Origin of the sequence: Psychrobacter sp. SWN149 (genome assembly GCF_015864565.1) — a bacterium.
Lineage (GTDB): Bacteria > Pseudomonadota > Gammaproteobacteria > Pseudomonadales > Moraxellaceae > Psychrobacter.
Genome location: NZ_JADYWX010000004.1, coordinates 239264 through 263095, shown reverse-complemented (window position 1 = coordinate 263095; position 23832 = coordinate 239264). Strand labels below are relative to the sequence as shown.

Genomic DNA, 23832 nt, shown 5'->3' with positions numbered 1-23832 from the left:
CATCAATTAGCACATTAATACATTTAGTGGCCTTAAAATGGCTAAATTTTGCTAAACATTGTCAGTAATTTTGTCAATATGTTCATATTAACGGCAATTACTTCCTTGTTTATCTACCATTTTTCTCATTTTAAGCCTCACAATCTAATTGATGACACGCCCTAGTGACCGCTAGTTAAATGCAAAAAGTATGGCTGAAGTAGAACAGGTAGTGAGTACTTATCTTTAGAGATGTTAAAAGCACCAGATTACGTGGTTGTTAGTAGAAAAATCAGTTATCTGAAGATGGTTAGTTAATCTAGGATTGAAATAGGCTCATCTAAAATAAAGGAATATAGCTGACAATAAAAAGGAGTTTTAATGTCTACTAAAAATAAATCAAAAGGTATTTCACGTCGCAATTTTTTAGGGTACACCGCAGTTGCCTCAGGTGTACTTATGTTGTCTAAGGGTGCTATAGGTGCAAGTATTAATCCTATAGATAGCCATAGTAAGGAATTCGATTATGTGATTATTGGTGCAGGTTCGGCAGGCTGTGTACTTGCGAATCGTCTAACTGAAGACGGTAGTCAGGTACTTATTATTGAAGCAGGAGGTCCCGATAATAGTGAAATGATATCAACACCCATGCGTTTAATTGAGCTATGGGGTACCGAATATGATTGGGACTATAAAACTATACCGCAAAAAAATGCACACAATCGCGTCTTAAATTGGCCACGTGGTAAAACAGTGGGTGGGTCATCTTCATTAAATGCCATGATTTATGTGCGAGGTAATGCATCTGATTATGATCATTGGGCAAATGAATTAGGTTGTGATGGGTGGTCTTATAACGATGTACTACCATATTTCAAAAAGTCAGAAAATTACTCACGTGGTCCAAGTGTCTATCATGGCGGTGACGGGCTACTTCATGTTACTGCAGATTTTACTCCTCATCCAGTCACGAAAGCGATAGTTGATGCTGCTATAGAGTCTGGTATCCCTTTCAATGATGATAGCAATGGGGAGACACAAGAAGGGGTCAGTTATACTGATTTAAATACGAAAGATGGGAAGAGACACTCCACAGCAGTCGCTTTCTTACGTCCAGCTCTCAATCGTCCTAATTTATCATTAATAACTAACTCACGTGTCCATAAAGTAAATATAACAAAGGGTGTAGCAACAGGTGTTACATATCGTCAAGAAGGCACTATCAAAACAGTCAAAGCTAAAAAAGAAGTGATTGTATGTGGCGGTGCTATTGAGTCTCCTCGTATTTTGATGCTATCAGGCATTGGGTCAAAATCAGAGTTAGAAAAGCTTGGTATTAATGTGGTTGTCGATAGCCCCGGTGTAGGTGAAAACCTCCACGATCATAACTTAAGCCCTGTAATATACGAAGGAAAGAAAGAGGTTCCACCACCAAGTGACATGTCTATTCAAGTATTGCATGCTCATATGTTTGCAAAAACTCAGACAGCTCTACCAGGGGCCGATATGCAGCCACTTTTTTTCCATGTTCCTTATTATGCACCTGGTCAAGATAGTTCCGTTCAAAATGCATTTTCTCTAGTAGCTGCAGGAGTTAGACCGACCTCACGCGGCAGGATTATACTAAACAGTGCTAGTCCTGATGACAAGATGAATATCGATCCCAATGTACTTGATACACAATATGATGTCGATACATTAGTGACTTCGATTAAACAGATGCGCAATATCGCAAATCAACCAGCTTTAGTGGAGTGGCGTGGCCGAGAAATATATCCAGGTGAAGATGTTAAAACAGATGAACAAATTGCAGAGTATGCACGATCATCAGTTGTCAGTTACCATCACCAAAATGGCACCTGTAAAATGGGAATTGATAGTTTGGCAGTGGTAACACCACGATTAAAGGTTCGAGGTGTTAAAAGATTGCGTGTGGTAGATGCCTCTATTTTCCCGTTCGTTATGGCTGGTAATACCAATGCACCTACAATTATGGTAGCAGAAAAGGCAGCTGATATGATTAAAGAGGATAATGTATAAATTACATATCAAGTCGGACATCTAAATCGGACTCCATGTAAATACTGTTTAGCCTGTAAAATAAATGAAGGGAACCCATAAACTGATAGCTTATGGGTTTTTTTGGCTATGCTGAGTAGCAGTAAAATATTTATACACCAAAGAGTAGGTTAGGTATGCCATTAATAAGCGCATGACAGCACGTGAAGAACCAATTTTGGGACTTCCTAAAAGCATGAGCTGGTTGGATTAATAAACTATGTTAGATATTAGGCGTTTTAAGGAAAGTATTGCTAGGCAAGTATTAGATAAGCTGATACCACTTGACTCTCCGTATTGTCAAAAAATTCAACAGCTTGTTGTTCATGTTGTCAGCTTTATGCCTAATTATCATATTGTGATTGAAGGTTAGTCTAATATCGAAATGACATCTCTAACGACCATTGAATGTCAAAATATTATTGAAGAAGTTATAAAGGAAGGGAAGATAGAGGTATGGGCGGTCACCTATATGTTGGCGATTTTCTATCAAGTCCATGGCGAGATAAAAGTGGGTAGTAGTGCTTAGTAGGAGGCTGTTTTAGAGCGCCTTTTAGGTCTTGCGTCACATCTCGTTCACATTTTGCCGTCTGCACCCCATATCTAAACACCTGGCCCGCTAGCGACTTCATTTTCAGTGCTGTCTCTAATAGCCTTTGCTCTCTACAGGCCTACAGGCGTCCAGTACGTCAATAGGCTTGATGCTGCTGATAGGAATACTACCAATGGATTTGTTTAGATACTCAGCATAGCGTCTATTGTTCTTATGCGTGGCATCTGATAGGTGTGTCTGCCTAGATATGTATTCTTCAGCAATCATGGCAAACGTACTATTCGACTCCAATAACTGCTGGCGCTCATGGTCTCTTTTTATAGTGCGGGGATCATCACCGTTGGCCAGATGATATTTCACATCAGCCCTCATTTGTCTAGCAGCTGCCAGTGTAATTTCTGGATATTGACCTAGCGTCATTGTTACCCGTTTTTTGGTGACAGGAGTGGTAAAGTCGATTCGCCATACCTTGGTACCGGCCTTACTTATATGCAAGTAAAGCCCACCACCATCGGTTAAATTTTGAATTTTCCCGTTAGGTTTTGCCTGGCTCACTTGCGTATCAGTCAAAGCCTTGATGGTTTTGGCCATTTTAAAGGTATCCTGTTTAAAGGTATTTGCAGATACCCTCTAGAATACCTCTAAAATACTGTTATGAAAAGGTATCGTAAGTTATATAGAGTTACGATATGATATATTAGGATATTAAAAAACCCCACAGCGTATAGGCTATGAGGTTATTTGATTGCTTCTGATATTATTTGATGGTGCGCCCACCAAGACTCGAACTCGGATCGATCGCTTAGGAGGCAACTGCTCTATCCTGTTGAGCTATAGGCGCATTATGGAGTGACATTGTAGGAAAAAGCAGTCGTAAAAGCAATCAACAAAAGACAAATAGAGACAATTTATCATTACTCACCATTGCTAAGGGCATCAGCGACATCTACGGGATTATCACCTGTTGCTTTTTTAGCACGTGACGTTGGTTTGAACAAGTCATTCACACTGTTTTCATAACCATTAATATTATGATAATTATATTTTTCTAATATTTCTTGACCCGTACTTGAAAGTAGGAAGTTTCGAAAGCTAATAGCAGTCGTACTGTCTGTCAAAACAATCCCTTGCAGCGCTTTCTCATCTTCAATCGCATAGTCAAAAGCACTGATGGTTTGTATTTGTTTACGGTTGTTTTCGCTAGTATCTATGTCTTTATTTTCAGCGTTAGAGACATCAGCATCAGCTGTATTGACAGTTGTCTGTTGCCGATTTTCTTTTTGGAGAGTCGATTCTATGTTTGCTTGTAGTGGTGCAATGCGTTCTATAGATAGATCCTCATTAGCGATAATTATATCTGTATCAAAGACAGAATGGAGCTGACTGTCTTTAGTCGCCTCGTTTTTTGATACAGCCAAAAGTACATTGGCAGGTACATAGCTTGCCGAGACCTGTATTCGAGGATAGCGAGACTTAAAACTAGCAATAATGTCATCTAAAGGGGCTTGTAGGTTTTCTTCTGCTCGGATATAGAGTGTTTGATTCAAAGCTTCATCGCCAGCATCCTCTACAGTCGCAGATTCGTTTGTGCTTACCATGACAGGTAACGGGTCTGTATTTTTGCGGTTGTTGGTCCATAACCAAGTAAAGATGGCAATAAAAGCGGTCAATAACAGCAAAATCAGTCCAGCCAGTAGCAGCTTGTAGTCTTTCATATATTACTGCTCTTTTATTAATGGATTCATTTTAATGATTACGCGATATTTTGTATTGAGATATCACAGCTTTTGATCGAGCACTTCCTCTGTCAATACTGCCAACATATCTGCAAACACATCTTCTTCTATGGCAGGTGTTGAGACTTGTACGCTACCCCTGTGACTGAACTTTTTATCATCGCTAGGTAGAGAAGGGTGAGAGTCTGAAGGTAAGGTAGGTGGGTTGTCAAACATTTTTGACAGTGGGTTGGTGTGGTGCGCCGCTAACGGCGACTCACCAGTGCTCAGCCTATCTTTTAGCCAGCTAAAACCCTGTGATTCCCACCATGCCTCAAAACGCGCTAACGTACTACCCCGTACGGCAGTAGGTAAGTCTAATGTTCGTAATTTCTGCGCGAGTACGGGATCGCTAATAGACTGATGAATACTTAGGTAGAGTGAGCTATTGTCATCTGTGTAGGGTTTTCTGTTTTGCCACGATCTGTCATCGATCTTCATACGTGGCAATCGCCACAGCTCGCCGCGATAATAGACAACATACAGACGTTGCTTTGGGTGAACAAAGATGGCATCAATGGGGCGCAATGGCATAATATTACATGCTCTCGTTAATTAGGCTTGTTGGTTAAAATAAATCGTCAGCGCTGATCTGTCTTAAAGAGACAGAAAGCGAGATTCTCTTCTATAGACACACATATAAATAGTACTATAGAGCGACACTGAATGTCGTAAAGTATTACAATACCCGTAACTATACTAGTAAACGATCACCATCAATGGCACACTGATAGCCGGCTTTGTTTGGCCATCTTTGAGTGGCTATATATGGTCTAAGACAAACATGCTAGCAGAAATGCATCATCGTCACGACAACCAAGTATGCATTGGTGAGTATAGTCAAGTCTATATAAGTCCGCTACATCGTCATCCTCGCTAAGCATACTAATGTATAACTTGCACTCGGTTTCCTTGTATCGAAATTATATTGAACTGACTATATCAATGGTTGCTCGGGTTTTTTAGCGCTTCTAGTTTTAGCGCCTTCAAAAGTGTCAACGATACCGTATCTACGCCACCTTTATAAGCCACAGTATTTTATTCCTATTCTAATCAGATAATTGTCTATGTTTACCATTATTCAGTCACACCGTACCGAAAACCTCGTCGATAAATTGCTTGAACAATATCAGTCAAAGAACCAGTCGGTCTTTGCACCTTTTATTGTGATTGTGCCTTCAATGGTACTTGGGGATTGGTTGGATAAGACTATTGCCAGTCGTGCAGGCATCAGTACCTTGGTGCGTACCAAGTTTTGGGGTCAGTATCAATGGACGCTGATGCAGGATGTGCTAAGTCGCCATAATGCGCATTTGCTACAGACGGACCCAACAGCGGTTACATTGAATGTGCCAGAAGTGGCTGTGTTGTCACCAACGGTGATGCAATGGCGGTTATTTGGGTATTTGACCTACTATCAAGCAGCCATTGTTGCAGATGAAAAGCATCCAGTGAACCCGCTGCTGGCCTCTTTAATTGATGAGCCGGATGCAGAGGCTCAACAAGGCAATGCACAGCAAGATAATTTACAGCAAGACAATGCACAACAAGACAGTGTGCGACAGGATAAGGCGCAACAAGATGCCCGTATTTGGCAGCTGGCAAGTGATTTGGCACGAGTGTTTAACCGCTATTTAACCCACCGTGAAGATTGGTTGGCAAAGTGGTCGGATGACAAACCGCTCAATGTGGATGAGATGATAGCCGAGAAAGATGCTTTGTCACTGCGCTTTGATAAGTATGCGCGTGGCACACCTGATTGGTTGGTGGCGCATTACGCGGAGCTCGAGATTGCTCAGCGTTTCCTATGGTTGCAGTTGTTTGCTGATGTGCATCAGCACCGTGTGGCGCTCGAAAAAACCTTTTGGTCAGCCTTAGACAGTAACCAAGCAAATGAACGTACGCAGTTGCCTACCGTCCTGCGCATTTTTACCATTCAGCAATTGCCACAGACCGAGCTGGATTTCTTGCAGCAGCTATCAAAATACATGAATATCACGCTATTGCACTACAACCCTTCAAAGCTGTTTTGGGCAGATATTGTCGATAAATCCTGGTTACAGCGTCAGCAGATTATCAATCCTGAAAGCGTGTTTTTGCGCGATTATGGGCACAGCTTGCTATCGCGTCTGGGCAAGCAATCGCGGGATGCTTTCGCCATGCTTGCTAACTTGTCGGGTAATGAGCAATACGACGATGCGCTGGTAGAATGGCAAGATGATTTTGATGATACGCTGAGCGTTGGCTTAAATAGTGATCTTACTGCTGCTGACTTTACTGATGCTAATAAGACTAACAATACTCAAAATATGCAACATAGCCCAAGTCTGTTAAGGCGCTTGCAAAATGATGTGCTGATGCTTGATGAGACAGCCACTCAGCAAGCAACAGCGGCAAAGGTCTCTCAAGCAGTGAGTCAGCAACTAGAGCCAAGTGATGATAAAGAGTCGCAAGCCGCCGCTTGGTATGAAGATGAGGCACTAGAGAATAAGCGCTTTGAGATAGACCGTTTTTGGGCAATGTCTTCACAAGACAATAGCCTAAGCATACATTCTTGTCATAGTCTGCAGCGTCAGCTCGAAGTGCTGCGTATTATGATTGGGCGCTGGCTCAACGAACCCATCAAACGCGGTGAAAAAAAGCGCCATATATCTGACATTGTTGTGTTGCTACCCGACGTAGAGCGCCATCATGCACTCATTAGCTCTATTTTTGTCAATGGTAAGGGTCAAGATGGTTTGACACTACCTGCCAAAGTGACTGGTGTCGTCGATGCGGATATTCGTCAATTATGGGAAGCCATTATTGGGTTTTATAAGTTATTGGGCAGCCATAGCGCCCGTTTTGAGGCGGCAGAGGTTTTAGATTGGCTGATGCTGCCGCCATTGTTTGAAAGTTTTGGTCTAACCCGCGAACAAATGAGCCGTGGGTGTGACTTGTTGATAGAGGCAGGTTTTATCCGCGGTTTTGATGAGCAACATCTTAAACAAACCTTAGATGCCAATGACTTTGACTATCGTTTTAGCTTTGCACAGGCACTGGATACATTGACTTTGGGTTTGGTGATGCCAGAGGCTGGTTTGAGCGATTGTTTATATCCTTTAACACCAGACGAGTGGCCAAGCACTGCACTGCCAGAGAAAACCATACCGCTGTCTCAAGTGAGCCTAAATGATGCGATTATTGTTGAAGCCCTTTGCCGCATTTATACTGGCTTGACCGCCCGCCGTGATGATCATACGCAAAAGATGAAAGCTGAGGACTGGCTCGATCAGATTGAGACCCAAGTCATCCATCGTTACTTTGGCGATGTGGATCAAACGCGTACCATGCGCGCTATCTATAATGCCATGAACGGCTTTAAATCCAGCTTACGTGCCAACCGCCATTATAAACAGTACTCTAGTGGCGATATCGCCAACAGTGAGGTCGAGCAGAGGCTGGCAGGCGTGGAGCAGTTGCCGCTCAAGCTAAGCTTTATGCTAGACAGTATCGAGGCGGAGCTTGAGAGTCAACAGGTCAGTGCGGAGCCGACGGGTGTGATTACTTTTGGGCGATTTGGCGCACTGAGAAACGTGCCCTTTAACTTGGTGGTGATGCTCAACATGAATCTGTCTGAGTTTCCCGCACGCGACCGTGACAACCGATACGATTTGATGAAAGCCACCAATGCTCGTCGCGGTGATAGAGTGAGTGAGGATGATGATAATGGGGCGTTTTTGGATGCGTTACTGTGCGCGCGTAGTGCTTGCTGGATATTCTATAATGGCCAAAGCTTGACAGACACGCATGAGCATTTGCCAGCCAACCCTGTTAGTGAGTTATTACAGTTTTTGCAGGGTGAGGTGCAGTGGCAAGTCAACTCGCTCGACACTTTGCCTAATGATATTGACTCAACCACCGACAGTCTAAAGCGCTACTTGCCCAAATTGATTAAACAGTGGCTCGTGACAGAGCATCCTGCGTTACCCTTTCATAAAAGTCTGTTTGAAACAGAGATTGAAGCTGCTGATGTGTTTGACCAAGCGTCCACTGATACCAGTGCCAGTGCCAGTGCCAGTGTTAATGTCGGTGTCAATGCTCAGGATGAAAGCCCTGTTGATATGATTGACGAGCTAGACGCTATGCTAAATACAGCCATGCGCAAAACCAAACTGGCACAAAAAAAGCAGTTCCCGCCTGCGCCGCTGTGGCAGGCTGTGTTTGATACCTTAAAAGGTCGAGTTGCCAGCGAGCATGCTCAGCTGGTTGGGTTACCTACAAAAGCGCAATACGAGGCAGTCGCTCAGGTATTGGGTCAAGGATTGGGTAAGCTGGGTCAAATAGATGAACAAACTCTGCCTGTATTGGTCGAGCTTCTATCGCTAGACACAGGTAGTGTCAGTAAAAATGACACTGGCGATTCCAATCATCTGACTGAGATGCTCACTCAATCTATATTTGATATACATGAAATAGATATTGAAGGAGCATTGGTTTATCAGGTGCGCCATCCTGCCAAAGCTTTTCTGCGGACTCAAAAAGTACATGTCGTGCAAGGTGAGGAAGCAATGGCGCATCAAGAGCCGTTGTTTTTAGACAATTTAACGACTTACCAAATTAAAGCGCATCTAATCAATGGCTTGGCCTCTAATACTAATAATAGCATCGATGAAGAAAGTGCGACGGATATCAACAGTGCTGCCATGCAAGATAGCCAAATTCTGATGTATCAAAAGATCATACCAGCAGGTGTCGCTCGCCAAACCACGATTCCCAACCAACAACAGAAACTACAACAGCAATGTTTGGCGTTTAAAGAGCAGTTAATAGCTAGTGGTTTTGAGGAGGCAGAAGAGAATACCACTGGTTTACAGCTATTGACGCCCACCACCGAGCATCCTGTTCAGATAGAACTGGCGACGGTCTTAAATGATGCTGATCACCAGATGCTGTACAAGCTACTGCCCAACATGATTAAGATGAAAGGCTCAGTGCCAATACCAGTACCGATATCAGCACCATCATCAATGCCAATAGATGGCTATCACCATAAAGCACATATTCAGACAGATATGTCTTATGCCAAGCAGTCACCCACGCATTGGTTAAACATATTGCCTAGCTCTGCTGGTCCCAAGCATTTACTCAAGTTTTGGTTGTCGCATTTATATTGGCAAGTGGCCAGACGCACCACTGCCGAGCAATTAGCATCCAATGACGGCGTGAGCATTTGGCGATTTAATAAGCCCAGCTCGCAAGTTGATGCATACGACAAAGTAATCGCATTTAGACTCAGCCCTATCCTCTATAACGACGCAGTGATTGAGCTGATAAAGTGGGCAGTTTTTGCCAATTTATCGGGTCAAGTGCCTATTACGTTACTGCCTGAGTATGCACTCAGTTATCTTGATAAGTGCGTAGATGTCGAAGAAGGTGTGAGTTATTGGCCAAAACGCGCAGACTTCTCAGACTGGTTAAGGCCGAGTTATTTCTCAGACACGCTATACGATACCTGCTCGCAGCATGCCATCTGGCAATATGTGTTGCGTAATCAAGATGCTTTTAAGGCCTTATCAGCCTCATTGACCACCTTAGCGCAGCCGTTATACGCACCGATGTTTGCGGCCTTAGAAGGCTTAGATAGCTAGAGCATGTCGATAGCCAGGTAGTTACCAGTTGTTAGACCAATAAATAATAATTAAAAGTGTACGCCCCTATGACAGACTTGCCCAACACCACTCCTATTATCGATGCTGATAATCAGCTCCATGTGCTCAATGAGCACTCAAATAAGTTACCTAACGCGTTTGATCTATCTGCTGATACGACTGACAGTGAGCACATGAGTGAACGCAAAGCAGATGTGATACCTGCGGTTGATGTTGATCTAATGGGCAGACACCTAATTGAGGCCTCGGCGGGTACGGGAAAAACGTGGACACTGACGGGCATCGTACTGCGCCTACTGATTGAAGCGAGGCGTGCACCAGAGCAAATCATTGCCACGACCTTTACGCGAGCTGCTGCTGCCGAGATGCGTCAACGTATTCATGATCGTTTGGTGGATTTTTATCAATTGCTGCAATGGGTGAATAGCCTAAGTACAGATCTTAATAATAAGGACGCTTTATATCCTACCGTATTGCAGGTGATGCCTGATACTGGTAAACCGGCCAACATAGACAAGCAGTCTGATTCAGTCATGGGTACAGATGCGGACACAGGTATTGAAGCTGGCGCTGACGATATCAATCAAGATCTCGCTTACGAACATAACAGTGATGAGCAAAACCAAAAGACAGCGGCGAGAAAATGCAGTCAGGCAAAAACTGCGCGTGAAGAATGGCTGATTGATCAGGCCAAGTACGCTCGTTTAGAGGGCATCATGCAAGATCCCATTAACCTGCATCTGGTCGGTTATTTGCTGGATCATGTATACAGCTACCCAATGACAGAGGCTATTAGGCGCACCGCATTAGTGTTGACCACGCTGGATAAACTGTTTGTGGGCACGCTCGATAGCTTGGCACAAAAATGGCTGACGGAATACAGTAGCGAGACCGGACATCAACAAGGCATGGGCATTATTGAGGACAGCAGTATTGAGCAGGTGACCAACAGTATTGTTCATGATGAGCTGCGACAGTTTCAAAGCCGCTTATATAGTGAGCAGCCCAAACTATATGCATTGATGGATCAGCAAGGCAAGTTGACTGCGGCTAACGATCATAAAAAGTATGTGACACGTTCGCTTAACTTTATCTCTGCACCGATTGATGCGGTGGTAGTAAGTGATTTCTCTTTCGAAGGTTACGAGCGCTTGATCAGTGAAATTATTAAGCACAGCGCTGAGCTTGATGCTTTCTTTGAGTCTGACGGTGAATATTATGAGGTTCCTAAAGGGCAGCTTCAAAACAATAGAGATTCATGGCCTAAAATTATTCAAGCATTAGAGGATTATGGACCGGCGGCTTATAAGTTCATATCTGATAAAAATAAGAAAACAGGAAAGTTGATTGAGGCTTTTCAGAAGACGGATGATATCGGCAAGCAGTTCTATAAGCCAAAGGACGGTGAGAGGGTTAACTTAATATTTAATGAGTTGCCAGTCGTTCGTGACTTCAAGCGCTATGTTGAACAAAGCAACAAGCTGGATGAATATATCATTATGGTATTGGCCAATCTGAACCGCCATATCGTGCTGGCCGTACGTGATAGGTTGCCAGTTATATTAGAAGAACGTGGTGAGACGACGTTTAGTCTGCAAATGGTGCGTCTAAACCAAGCGTTGACTGGTCGTCAAGGAGAAAAGCTGGCACGTTATATTCGTCACCACTATCCAGTGGCATTGATTGATGAGTCGCAAGATATCAATGGTGAGCAAGCCATTATGATTGAAAGCATCTACTTGCCAAAGAATAAATCTAAACTGTCGGACAGTGATAAGCAGTCAACCACTAGGAAGGCCAATCATGAATTTCTGCTATTGGTGGGTGACCCCAAACAGGCAATTTATGGTTTCCGTGGTGGCGACGTAGCCAACTACAATTATATGAAAGCCCAGTTCGATAAAAGCACTCTTTGGACACTGGATATTAACCGCCGCTCAAATGCCAGCTTGATTGATGCGCTCAATTGTTGGTTTGGCATGGCTGATGCAACAACTGCTGAGAATAAACTGTCGCAGCTAGGTACTGGTATTTATTATCAGCATATTAAAGCGGCAAAGCCAGAGAACCAGTTGTCTTGGTCTAATGAGCCAGATGCTCATAGCAGCACCTTAGTGACGGATGTATTGTCTGCCCAACCAGTAAGCGTATTGCACCTGCCTTACGATAGAGACAAAGAGCTTGAGTATGATGAGTTTGAGATCACAGCGCGCCATATTGCGACCGTTCTTAACAGTGGTCAGACGCTAAAAAACAATCCAATTAAGCCCAGTGATATTGGGGTGCTCGCACGTACCAAAAAAGATTTAAAGCGGGTGGAAGATGAGCTGGTCAAACTCAATGTGCCAACCTTGACCACCAGCGACGTCAGTATTTTTGAGACCATCATGGCAGAAGATGTGGCAGCGCTACTCAGTGCCATGCTATACCCATACCGTCATGACATGATCAATCGGGTGCTAACCAGTCACCTGTACGGCCTCAGCATCAAAGATATCAAAGTTATGATGACGGATCATGAGTCAGGGATGACAGACGATCATAATCCTAGTGGTACTAATGCAGCAGCGGTCAATAGTAAAAAGAGCTACCAAGACTTTATTACCTATCTAAAAGAGGGCGCGCAGCGTTGGCAGCACTTTGGTATTCTATCGGCGTTGCATTATTTGCTAGATAAAAACCCTGTGCAGCCACAAGGTGTATGGCAAGCGCTGGCCGCTCATCCAGAAGGCGATCGTCACATCATGGATTTACGTCACATCATGGATGTGCTGGCGCAATACGGCATCGATATGGGCGAGCATGAGCTCTTGGCTTGGTTTAGACAACATATAGATGCCTCGCCCAACAGCGATTGGGCCAAGCAATATCCGTTGCCGACAGAGTCTGGTGTGCAGCTGATGACCATTCACAAGTCAAAAGGGCTTGAGTTTCCTATTGTCTATGTATTAGGTATGGGCGATGCCAGTAGGAAGTCAGGCACTAATGAGAAGTATGGCCTGTATCTATATAATGCCCAACAATCTCCCTCGGCATTGATAAATTCAGTATTGGTGAATCAGTCGACAGCGGATCAATCGTCAGAGAGCGAGTCGTTAAGTAGTCAAGCGATTGGCAATCAACGCCGTTTCTCACCGGTGCAAGGTTCTGCTACTGTCGATGATTATTACACCGATATCGAAACACGGGAAGATTTCGATGAGATGCGACGACTGGGTTACGTGGCATTTACTCGAGCCAGTGAACAGCTTTATGTGGTGTTACGTGATCCCAAAGACACGAAGGGGTTTGACTTTAAGCCAGTATTTTATTGGTTTGATACTTTAAAAGGTAAGTCTCCTACATTTGATTTGCCTGATAGACTCAAGGGCACTATCGGTATGATACGCGCACATAATGTGCATGCGTTATACGACAACACTGGCGCCAATAATAATGACAGTGACTCTAGTGATGCTAATGCAGTCGGTTCAATGAGTCATGTCGCGTTTGCCACAAACCTATCAAATCTTAATTCGCCTGCAACAGAAATGATTGAGTACATGGCTTTTTCAGATGTCATGAAAACCAACTATTTTTACGGTTGGGCTAAAACCAGTTTTACCGCTTTAGCCCGCCAATTAGATGAGTCTACGCAGGCGATGGCAGTAGTAGATGAGCGTATTGATGATGCCATAGACATCGATATGACAGATGTTTCAGCTGTCAATATATCATCAACCCATGGTAATGAATGGCTTGAATCAGTGACTGAGTTGAGTCTAAAACCAGAAGATGACATTCGTTTTGCCTTTGTGAAAGGTGCCAATACAGGTACATTTTTGCATGAAATATTTGAAAAAATTGATTTCAGCAACAAGTCACAGTGGCCTCAGGTGATTGATAGAGCCATCAGCAGCTATCAGTTGCCATTGGTCTATAGCAGCGCGGAACAGCAAAGCCATATATTGCAGGCAAAAAACAAAGCAGATAGCCGCTCGTTTAACCCGGACTCAATAGACGCAACCAAACATGAGGCCTTGATTAACTGGATTGAGGAGGTGCTACAGGTGCCATTATTGGCATCGAATCAGCCGCTCATTGCTATTGATATAGAACAGCGGTTTGCCGAACTAGAATTTAATATGGGACTGTCAGAGACGTTTAGAGCACAAGATATTAATAGGCTGTTTCAGCAGTATCTGCCTGATGACGTAGACAAGCACATCAGCTTAGTGCCACAAAATAAAGCGCATTTGTATCGTTATCTGCGCGGCGAGATTGATTTGGTGTATGAGCATGCTGGCAAGTATTATGTGGTCGATTATAAAAGCAACTTTTTAGGAAATAGCCTAAGCGATTATAGCGAAAACACCCTCAAACAAGCGATGTCAAAAGCAGGGTATTGGTTACAAGCTGCAATCTATCAGGTAGCGTTACATCGATTCCTTGCCATAAGAATTGACGACTATACAGGCAATGAACACAAGTACCTTGGCGCAGTGGAGTATATGTTTTTACGAGGCACGTATGTCTCAAACTATCAATCTACTGACATATTGGCTGACTCTACTGAAGCCAATGATAGCGGCTCAAGCAGTAATGGCCAGCATAACCGTTATGGATTGGTGACTTGGGACATTCCAATCGACTTTATCAAGGCTTTGGATGCACTGTTTGGCTTGCCAAATTAGTAGGCTCACCTCGTTTAAGAGGTGCTAAGCCAAACAAACCTAAAGAATTAATAGAATATTCAGCGTGTGATCGTCAAATAATAAACATAGAGAAAATACACAATGAGCAATAACAACAGTAAGCATAAGGTAGCCGTTGGCGTACAAGAAAGCTGGGCCAGCAATATCAGTGATTATATATTGCTGCGTCGTCAGCAAACGCAGGTTGCATACAGCACGCCAGATACAGCATCTAATATCCATGGCAAACGGATTGACAATACAGAAGAGCGTCATTTGTTTTCGGCTTTATTCGTGATGTTAGCCACTCATTTAGAAGAGGGGCATACGGTGTTGACCATTGAGGCAGTTGAGAGCGAGCAACCGTTACAAGGTCACGTGAATGGTGAGTCAGTCACACTATATGCGTGGCAGCAGCAGTTGTTAGAGATGCTAGCGATGCCAGTCTTAGCGTTGATTGATACCCAATCGAATCTGAAAGCCGTAGAGATACAGGCGACAGAAACAGCAACAAGCAGTGGGATAGATTTGCAAACAGTTGAAGATGTTTTAGCAGAACCCTCACTGTTTGATTTGTTGAATACATTATTTGCTCGGCGTGCGCAGCTATGGACACAGCTGACACTGACCAATCACGAAAAAGAGATATTGACCAAGCGTTTTAATACGATAGTTGCCCTTTATGAGTACCTAAAGAACACAGATTTACGCTCTTTTACTCAGTCAATTTATGAGCATAGGCTGTTTGCTGATGTCAATTCAGGAATGATGCATGATAATAATAGCCTAAGCAAAAATAATCAGCCTATTATTTATCAGATCAATGAAGATGAAAACGACTCGACAATTTCACTCACTTTTTGGCTACACCGCGCATGGCAAGCAGAGCTCAACTTGGCACAGCATATCAATACTATTCTAAATCAGAAAATATCCCCATTAGCTATCAATATACCCGATACGCTAAATCCGCAGCAGGTAGCGGCCATTAATGTCTCGAACAATAATGCATTTAGCATCATCACTGGCGGGCCAGGCACCGGAAAAACTTATACCGTAGCTCAGCTAGTGATTGCACTGCAACAGGCCACAGAGAGTAGGGCAGGTAAGCAGGAACAGATTAAATTCAGTACAGACAGTGCGAGCCTCGCATTAGCAGCACCGACGGGTAAGGCGGCCCAGCGAATGCAAGAGTCTTTACAGGCGGCACTTGATGCTGCGAATGTAGAATTGCAATTGCAAGAGGCCAAAACGATTCATCGCTTGTTAGGTATTGGCCGTACGGGTAAACCTCGTTACGATGCAAAAAACCCACTCGGCGAAGATATTATCATCGTTGATGAGGCATCAATGCTCGGGGTAGAGTTGGCTAATTATTTAGTAAGTGCTGTAAAACCCGGTGCACGCTTGATACTACTGGGTGATGCAAACCAGTTAGCAGCGGTAGATGCAGGGGCCGTATTGGCCGATCTGTGTCGTATTCCGTTATTGCAACCCATTCACGCAGAGCTGACTGAAAGCCGTCGTTTTAGTGCAGATTCTGGTATTGGCAAGCTTGCGTACCAAATAAACAAAGCAGATGTAGATATTAAAGCGATCTGGCAGTTATTAAAACATGACAATGCACTGAGTTTTCAATATGTGAATACACTACAAGCAGCAGAACTATTAGGTGATAAGTTAAAAAATAGCCTAAGCAATCAAAAAATTATTGAAAAGATGTCAAAAAATTACCATTTATATCTGGTTAAGATTAAGAATTATCTGCAAAATCCAATAGAAAAATACATGCCAGAATCAGTAAAAGCCACAATTACCTCACTAATGGAAACCTTTAATCAGTTCAGAATTTTAACTGCGGGCCACAATGGTGAATGGGGCGATCACTATATTAATAATTACCTGACCCAGTGGCATCTTGCAGAATTGAAGCTGCCCTTGGGTCAAAACACGTGGTTTCATGGACGTCCTGTTATGGTGCTACAGAACAATTACGAGCTAGGACTCTTTAATGGGGACATTGGATTTTGCTTGCAGACGAGTGGTGAAAGAAACCAACTTGAAGTGTTTTTTGAAAATAAAACGCAAGGTATCGCTGTCAACCTGCTAAACGAGGAAGTGATTGCGACGGCATATGCGATGACCATACATAAATCGCAGGGGTCTGAGTTTGATCATGTGGCTATTACTTTTGATAACAGTCATGCAAGACTACTTAGTAAAGAGCTTATCTATACAGCGGTAACTCGTGCTAAAAAGCAAGTGACCATCTATAGTACAAAACATGCATTAGAAAAAGCCGTACAAACACCTACTGAACGGCATACGGGTTTGGCATTACAGTTTTAATCATTATCATGCCATTCATTACTATTGTTGGTTTTCTCATTCTGAACACAATAAAAAAGCATCCCATTTGGATGCTTTTTTATGACTTAGATTTAAGCGCTTAAATCTAAACGTTAAACTTTGTCTTCTTTGATTGCATAGATACCAGGCAAATGGCGCAGGTAACCATGAAAGTCCATACCACAACCATAAACATAACGATCTGCCACGTTGATGCCCACAAAATCCACATCAAACCCTTGAACCTTACGGTCATGTTCTTTATTAAGCAACACACAAGTTTCGATAGACAAAGGCTTTTCTTTGCTGAGTTCTTCCACGACTGCTTTTAGAGTAATACCTTCATCAAAAATATCATCAATTAGCAATACATGCTCACCTTCGATATTAACATCTGGCTTAAATTTCCAATCAAGATCATTGGTGCCTTGGTTATCACGATATCGAGACGCATGGATATAATGCATACGATGATAGAACGTCAGGTGTGTCAGTAGCTGACCCGCTGGAATCAGTCCGCCATTCATGACGACCATAACAATAGGGTTAAGCCCAACATAGTGTAGGTTTAGCTGAGCGGCCAAACGCTCATAAGCAGCAGCAACTTCGATACTGCTAATAAGGCACTCTGAGTTGCGTAATGTTTTTTCAATTTCTTGGTTACTGATTTGGGTCATCGGATGCGCCTTTGGTAAAAAGTGCCGCTTATTTTAGCAAATTTTCGTGAATTTTCCCAACGTCATATGACTTTTGAGACAAAATTAATCCGATTTAAAGGGTTATTCTGGCTTTTGAATAATAAACGGACGGTAATAGTTGGCCAAGCGGTTCAATGAGTCGTTTGGTAGGTCGGGCAACAGCTTATTAAGTGCCATACTCATGCCTTTATCAATGGCTGATTTGGCGACTGGTACGGATTTTCGCTTAATCATGCCAAGCTTCAGTGTTTCAGCGTAGCGACTGACAAAGTGAGTTAGTGTCGCCTCGTTCATAGTTTCGAGTGCTGTTTTAAATTTGGCTCTATCGACGTGTTCTGGAGTGATAGCAGCAAAACCTTCATCGATTATTTTTGCATCTGTTTCAGACAGCTTAAATCCCACACGTTTTACGCCTTCATTATCTATAAAGGTTGCATGATCTCGCAAAAAATTAAAACTTGGCATCACTTCTTCATTGTTCTCTTTACCCAGTAAAATATTGAGTAGGGTATCGGTAGCACGTTCAATCGTCACAACGATTTTTCGCATAGAGGCTTGACGCTCAGGATTTGGGATAATGTCTACCAAACCAACCAATAGATTATCTGTCAAGTCACGTGCGGTCTGATGGGTGAGCGCATCACGATACGGGTAATAATCTACTTGCTCATCTGAAGCAATGACCTGTTCGGCCTCACTGATTAGTGCTTTTAGTTTGTCTGAGGGTACGAATCCAAAATAATGTGCCATTATACTTCCTTTATTTGTTGTTTTTCAGGTCTTACTTACGTTACATTTGTCGTCAAATCGGTTACTATTCAACCAGAATTTTAAACAAAGGCTCACCACACTATATGCTGATTAGTGACGTACTCTAATTTTACAGTGCAAAGGTTTATTGATTGATGATTAATTTACAATCTTCCTAAGATATTATCCTATATAGGATTTGTCTAATCTCAGGTGAGATGAGTCACTCACCGCACACTAATTTAGCATATTTTTCATATTTTGATTCAAAAAGCTTGAACTTATAAGGCTATCGACTACTTGTCTAGGGAGAGATAAGATGAATAGTGCTATTGTATTGGTATTCGCTGTAGCTGCTATGTTTTGCGGCTACTTGTTTTACTCAAAATTTATTGCCACTAAGATTTTGGCATTGGACAACAGTCGTCCAACGCCTGCACATACAATGAAAGATGGGGTGGATTATGTGCCCACCAACAAATATGTATTATGGGGTCATCATTTTACCTCAGTCGCTGGCGCTGCACCGATCATCGGTCCTGCTATTGCTGTAATTTGGGGCTGGGTGCCTGCCATTATTTGGGTGGTATTTGGCACTATTTTTATGGCTGGTGTACACGATATGTCGGCCATTTGGGCAAGTATGCGCAACAGAGGCCAGTCGATTGGTTCTATCGCTGGTAACGTCATGGGCACACGTGTCCGTAGCTTGATGATGGTCGTTATTTTCTTATTACTACTGATGGTCAATGCTGTATTTGGTGTTGCTATTGCTAATATGATGATCAAAACCCCATCTGCGGTATTACCAGTTTGGGGTGCGTTGGTTGTTGCCTTTATCATTGGTCAGTGTATTTATCGCTACAAAATGAACTTGGTTTGGGTATCAATTATCGGTGTTGGTGCCTTATACGGACTTATCTATCTTGGCCCTATGTTCCCGATTGTGTTACCTGAAACCATCATGGGTTTACCTGATAACGCTGTCTGGATTCTTATTTTGTTTGCTTATGCAGCGGTCGCCTCATTACTGCCTGTCTGGATGCTGTTGCAACCACGCGACTATATCAACGGTTTGCAGCTATTTGTCGGTTTGATTCTGCTGTACGCGGCTATTTTTATTGCGACACCAACCATTGTCGCCCCAGCAATCAACACGGCATTACCCATCGGCACGCCTTCACTGATGCCACTGTTATTTGTCACAATTGCTTGTGGCGCGATTTCAGGGTTCCATGGTTTGGTCGCGACAGGTACGACATCCAAGCAAATTGATAAAGAAGAAGACGTTCGTTTCGTTGGTTACTTTGGTGCGTTGGGTGAAGGTATGCTCGCACTCGGTGCAATTTTGGCGGCAACGGCAGGTTTTGCTACGCTTGGTGATTGGCAAGCGGTTTATCAAAAATTTGGTGACGGTTCTATCGGTGCTTTCATCGATGGCGGCGCGACTATCTTGAATGCTGGTGTAGGTATCGATATGGTGCTATCACAAACGATGTTGACAGTAATGGCCGCGTTATTCGCTGGTACGACGATGGATACTGGCGTACGTTTGCAACGTTATATCTTCCAAGAATTTGGTGAGATTTATAAATTGCCTGTACTGAGTAAAAGTGTCGTCGCAACGTTACTAGCAGTCGGAAGCTGTTTGCTATTGGCATTTGGTGCCGGTGGTATCGATGGTGCTGGTGGTATGATTATCTGGCCACTATTTGGTACAACCAACCAGTTGATGGCAGCGCTGACCCTGATGATTGTCACTGTTATTCTGTTGCGTAAAGGTAAGCCTGTTTGGTATACCTTGGCACCATTGTCATTCTTGTTGGTTATGACCGTATTTGCACTACTGATTCAGCTCAAAACCTTCTTCACAGATGGCAATTGGCTACTTATCATTATGGACATCATTATCTTGGTGGCCACGATTTTAGTGACATTTGAGAGTCTCTCGGTGCTACGCAAAGAATGGTCGCTACACAGAGGTAACGGCAACATCAAGGACGATACCTAAACGCTAGTGAAGCTCATATATTGCACAGAATCAAAAACGCTAGCAGCAATTGCTGGCGTTTTTTGTATCGGATAGGCATGATGGACTATAAGTATTAGATAAAATAAGAGGTCATTATGGACGACGAAAGCACCCCAAACGAGCTAGAAAATACCCAACCATGGTGGCAACGGTTTGTGGCTGGGCTTAATGAGTTTTATCATGCGCCATACCGTCAGACGATGGCACGTGCTGCCCGTGATGAAGAAGATTTTTTTATGTTGCTCATGTTTGCTGAGAGCTTGGGCATTGATAACCCAGCCAGCTTTTATACACTAGAGCTACAGCCGTTGTTTTTAGAAAACTTCCATGAATGGCACACGCGCATGGGCATGGATAGATGCCCCTTTGATCACGTTGGTTGCTGCTAATAATAGCAGTGATAAAAATAAGCTAAACATTGATTGCACAATGAGACAAAAGATGAGATAACAACATGGCATTACACCCTTTACATGGATTGGTAGAGCAGCTGGCGACGCAGCCGATTATATTTATCGGAGGGAAGGGCGGCGTGGGGAAAACCACCACTGCTGCTGCACTAGCGAGCTACTATGCAAGCCAGCAGCAAAAAACCTTGATTGTTTCAACTGATCCAGCACATAGCTTGGGCGATGTACTCAATACGCGTCTAAAGAACGAAAAAACCACGATATCACCTTATCTGGATGCCATTGAACTGAATCCCGATGTCATCGTTGATGAGCATTTTGCCCAAGTTGAACGCACAATTAAATCCTACGCCAATCCAGATATGATGCCAAAAATTCGTGAGCATCTGAGGCTATCTAAGTCGGCACCTGGCGCTCAAGAAGCCGCGATGCTCGAGTCTATGTGCCACCATTTAGTCGAGGCGGCAGAGGCTGGCTATGAGCATGTTATTTTTGATACTGCACCGACAGGGCATACCTTGCGACTGCTCATACTGCCTGAGATGATGGGTGCATGGACGGATGGTCTGCTTGCACAGCAACGAAGGCAGGCCAAACTGCGTTCGGTGGCGACGCATTTAGACAGTCATAATCAAAAAGGCGATCAAACAGACAGCCTAAAAAACGATGTTGCTAATCCGTTTGCCGCAAAAAAATCAGATCGTTGGGAGCAAGCTGTATCCGTATTAGAAAAGCGCAAGCAATTGTTTCGTCAAGCAGGGTTGCTACTACATGACCGTACACAAACAGCGATTGTGTTGGTGATGACTGCTGACGTCTTACCATTGGCTGAGACCAAGCGCGCTATCGAGCAGTTAGAAGACAGTAAGCTTACGCCAGCAGCAATCGTCATCAATCAGCTGATAGCTCCCACGCAGTCGGATGAGTTTTGGCGACGCCGCGCTGAGCGTCAGCAGCATCTGCTGCAGGATATCGAACAAAGTTTTACCAAGTATCCGCTGTATCCAATCTATCTGCAACAGACGGATGTACGCGGTACTGATGCATTGAGTAAGTTGTTAAGTGCATAGGATGCATAGATAGTTCGCTAGTAATTTACGACTCACGTTTATACGACTGTAACTTACCTGACAGTGACCATGCCATGTCTGTGCGTAGTAATTGTGCTTGTTCGGATTTACCACTGCTGAGCGATGACCATTGCGGTTTACCTCGGGCTTTTTTGAGCTCACTTGGTAATTTATGAGCTGGCCATACAGTAATTGGATTATGGTCTTCATCTGCATGGTCACTGTCGTTAGTTAGCGACGTTTCAAGACTAAGACTACTATTTTCGCCTTTATATAATAACTGAGTGGCGTCTGTGGCAGCATGACCACGATGACGTAGGGCAGTGAGCAGGTCTAATGCTCGCGTGGCTAGCAATGTTAACGTCGCAGGATCAATATACAAGCGTTTTACCCCAGTAATCCTATCTGCAATACTGCTGGTGTTTGATAGTAATCCGCCTGCGATACCACCTATTGCTGCGCCCAATCCTAATGTAGTTCCAAGTGCTGCCGCATCAATCCCCAATCCGAGCAGCGCACCAGCAGCGGCACCAGACGTCGTACGGATGCCGTAACTTTTGAGTAGTTCAGGGTCGAATGGGTCTTGTTGATAGGCTTGTAGCTCAAGCGGTGTTGCCGAGACCGCATTATCATAGAACTTATAGAGGTTAAGTAAGTTGTGCTGCATCGCACGCTCACTTTGCCTGACCGCTTCTTGCATTTGTTCTAATACAGGCAGTGGGTCGTCATCTTCATTGATCTCGCGCACGAAAGCGGCGACATTTAATAAAAAATCAGCGATGATGATATTGGCCTCATCATAGAGCTGCGCCCAGTCTTCCGTTCGACGTTGCATCAGCTGCTCAAGCATTTCAGAGTGGGTGAGCATAGTGGCTAAGTTTTTCCATAGGCGCATCTCATCCTCAAACTCAAAAGCAACCGAATCGAAACGCGTTGAGATATGTAGATTGCGTCTTGCCAGCATCGTCTGCCAGTCGTCGATATTAGCATTCTGGCTGTCTGTAAAATTAAAAACAGGCATCACTGGGATAGCAGCCCAAGACAAAATCGCTAGCTCATCCTTATATTTACCCAATACAGGCTCACGAGCATCTACCACGTATATGGCCATATCGCTTGCCAGCAGCTGACGAATTACTTTGGCTTCTTGACTATAATCATAGGGCAACTCATAGCTGTCTGAACCTTGAGCGACATCCGCCGCCAAAAACTGCTGCAATCGTTCAATACCATCACGGCGACTGGCGGTATTGTCCTCTAGCCAATCCATAAGCCCTGAAGCATCTTCCAGACCAGGTGTATCGTATAGTGCAACTAAGACTTCGCCAGTTTGGCTATCTGTCAATTGAGCCTGCTCGACGTGACGTGTGGTTGCCACTTCGTTTTTGACTTCACCAAAATATACGTCTCGCAATAACGTGCGCAATATAGAGGTTTTGCCCGTATTAGTATGACCGACGACCGCTAATTTGAGCGGTTCACCACTGGCAATCGTTTTCTTTGTTACCCTTGACGCTGGTGCTGTCGTTGCTGATGTATCGGTTGATACAGGTTGATTATCCTGAGTAGCTATTGACTGAGCTACTGTAGATTTTGAGGTGTTGTCTGAAGGAGTGCTTGAGACATCAGGGGTTGGCTCATAAGCCTTGTCTGCAAAGAGACCTGCAGGCTTATTATTCTCATGATTATTGTTATTGTCATTATTCATAGTAACGTCTTATATTTATTGATGGCAAAAACACATAGTAGCCATTTATTGTAAAACAAATCTGACTGGGTATCGGTTATGAATGCGTATAATCCATATCATAAATCGTAGTCCACGCATTTATAA

General features: G+C 43.6%; 12 protein-coding genes, 1 tRNA gene and 1 pseudogene. 7 read left to right on the top strand and 7 right to left on the bottom strand.

The genetic code is table 11. The features are described 5' to 3' along the window. Window positions 1-360 precede the first annotated feature (360 nt). A complete protein-coding gene (locus I6E86_RS08360) occupies window positions 361-2019 on the top strand; it encodes a GMC family oxidoreductase (RefSeq protein ID WP_197176929.1) in 1659 nt (552 codons plus the stop codon). Window positions 2020-2501: 482 nt separating this feature from the next. Here the strand turns inward: I6E86_RS08360 and I6E86_RS08355 are convergent. From I6E86_RS08355 to I6E86_RS08340, 4 genes and pseudogenes are all read right to left on the bottom strand, one after another. Next, window positions 2502-3181, bottom strand: a pseudogene (locus I6E86_RS08355) (tyrosine-type recombinase/integrase). 174 nt (window positions 3182-3355) lie between these two features. Beyond that, window positions 3356-3431, bottom strand: a tRNA-Arg gene (locus I6E86_RS08350). Between the two features lie 73 nt (window positions 3432-3504). Next, a complete protein-coding gene (locus I6E86_RS08345; protein WP_197176927.1) occupies window positions 3505-4305 on the bottom strand; it encodes a hypothetical protein in 801 nt (266 codons plus the stop codon). 63 nt (window positions 4306-4368) lie between these two features. Further along, on the bottom strand, window positions 4369-4899 hold the full coding sequence (locus I6E86_RS08340; protein WP_197176925.1) for a hypothetical protein: 531 nt from the start codon (window positions 4897-4899) through the stop codon (window positions 4369-4371). 533 nt (window positions 4900-5432) lie between these two features. Here I6E86_RS08340 and I6E86_RS08335 point away from each other — a divergent pair. From I6E86_RS08335 to recD, 3 genes are all read left to right on the top strand, one after another. Then, the gene (locus I6E86_RS08335) at window positions 5433-9995 is read left to right on the top strand and encodes an exodeoxyribonuclease V subunit gamma (protein WP_197176923.1); all 4563 of its coding nucleotides are present in this window, start codon (window positions 5433-5435) and stop codon (window positions 9993-9995) included. A 68-nt stretch (window positions 9996-10063) separates the two neighbouring features. Beyond that, the gene (locus tag I6E86_RS08330) at window positions 10064-14689 is read left to right on the top strand and encodes a UvrD-helicase domain-containing protein (RefSeq protein ID WP_197176921.1); all 4626 of its coding nucleotides are present in this window, start codon (window positions 10064-10066) and stop codon (window positions 14687-14689) included. A gap of 102 nt (window positions 14690-14791) precedes the next feature. After that, window positions 14792-17038, top strand: a complete 2247-nt coding sequence (recD, locus tag I6E86_RS08325) for an exodeoxyribonuclease V subunit alpha (RefSeq protein ID WP_197176919.1) — start codon at window positions 14792-14794, stop codon at window positions 17036-17038. Window positions 17039-17151: 113 nt separating this feature from the next. On the opposite strand, the gene I6E86_RS08320 is transcribed toward recD, so the two are convergent. Both I6E86_RS08320 and I6E86_RS08315 read right to left on the bottom strand, forming a co-directional pair. Continuing rightward, window positions 17152-17715: a hypoxanthine-guanine phosphoribosyltransferase gene (locus I6E86_RS08320; protein ID WP_194364455.1), complete on the bottom strand. Its 564-nt coding sequence runs from the start codon at window positions 17713-17715 to the stop codon at window positions 17152-17154. Between the two features lie 102 nt (window positions 17716-17817). Next, window positions 17818-18486, bottom strand: a complete 669-nt coding sequence (locus I6E86_RS08315) for a hypothetical protein (RefSeq protein ID WP_197176917.1) — start codon at window positions 18484-18486, stop codon at window positions 17818-17820. A 319-nt stretch (window positions 18487-18805) separates the two neighbouring features. Here I6E86_RS08315 and I6E86_RS08310 point away from each other — a divergent pair, with 319 nt between their 5' ends. The 3 genes from I6E86_RS08310 (at window position 18806) to I6E86_RS08300 (ending at window position 21998) form a co-directional block, all read left to right on the top strand. Beyond that, window positions 18806-20497 (top strand): carbon starvation protein A, encoded by a 1692-nt coding sequence (locus I6E86_RS08310; protein WP_194364453.1) that lies wholly within the window; start codon window positions 18806-18808, stop codon window positions 20495-20497. A gap of 116 nt (window positions 20498-20613) precedes the next feature. Beyond that, on the top strand, window positions 20614-20907 hold the full coding sequence (locus I6E86_RS08305; RefSeq protein WP_194364452.1) for a cory-CC-star protein: 294 nt from the start codon (window positions 20614-20616) through the stop codon (window positions 20905-20907). 65 nt (window positions 20908-20972) lie between these two features. Next, entirely contained in the window at window positions 20973-21998 is a 1026-nt protein-coding gene (locus tag I6E86_RS08300; RefSeq protein ID WP_197176915.1) for an ArsA family ATPase, read from the top strand. 25 nt (window positions 21999-22023) lie between these two features. Here the strand turns inward: I6E86_RS08300 and I6E86_RS08295 are convergent, their stop codons facing one another. Continuing rightward, window positions 22024-23706, bottom strand: coding sequence for a DUF3482 domain-containing protein (locus tag I6E86_RS08295; protein ID WP_197176913.1), 1683 nt, complete (start codon window positions 23704-23706; stop codon window positions 22024-22026). Window positions 23707-23832: the final 126 nt, after the last annotated feature.

Bases quoted from the DNA above. Each gene is read 5' to 3' on its own strand.
- I6E86_RS08360 (WP_197176929.1), top strand. From the start codon at position 361: ATGTCTACTAAAAATAAATCAAAAGGTATTTCACGTCGCAATTTTTTA.
- I6E86_RS08345 (WP_197176927.1), bottom strand. From the start codon at position 4,305: ATGAAAGACTACAAGCTGCTACTGGCTGGACTGATTTTGCTGTTATTG.
- I6E86_RS08340 (WP_197176925.1), bottom strand. From the start codon at position 4,899: ATGCCATTGCGCCCCATTGATGCCATCTTTGTTCACCCAAAGCAACGT.
- I6E86_RS08335 (WP_197176923.1), top strand. From the start codon at position 5,433: ATGTTTACCATTATTCAGTCACACCGTACCGAAAACCTCGTCGATAAA.
- I6E86_RS08330 (WP_197176921.1), top strand. From the start codon at position 10,064: ATGACAGACTTGCCCAACACCACTCCTATTATCGATGCTGATAATCAG.
- recD (WP_197176919.1), top strand. From the start codon at position 14,792: ATGAGCAATAACAACAGTAAGCATAAGGTAGCCGTTGGCGTACAAGAA.
- I6E86_RS08320 (WP_194364455.1), bottom strand. From the start codon at position 17,715: ATGACCCAAATCAGTAACCAAGAAATTGAAAAAACATTACGCAACTCA.
- I6E86_RS08315 (WP_197176917.1), bottom strand. From the start codon at position 18,486: ATGGCACATTATTTTGGATTCGTACCCTCAGACAAACTAAAAGCACTA.
- I6E86_RS08310 (WP_194364453.1), top strand. From the start codon at position 18,806: ATGAATAGTGCTATTGTATTGGTATTCGCTGTAGCTGCTATGTTTTGC.
- I6E86_RS08305 (WP_194364452.1), top strand. From the start codon at position 20,614: ATGGACGACGAAAGCACCCCAAACGAGCTAGAAAATACCCAACCATGG.
- I6E86_RS08300 (WP_197176915.1), top strand. From the start codon at position 20,973: ATGGCATTACACCCTTTACATGGATTGGTAGAGCAGCTGGCGACGCAG.
- I6E86_RS08295 (WP_197176913.1), bottom strand. From the start codon at position 23,706: ATGAATAATGACAATAACAATAATCATGAGAATAATAAGCCTGCAGGT.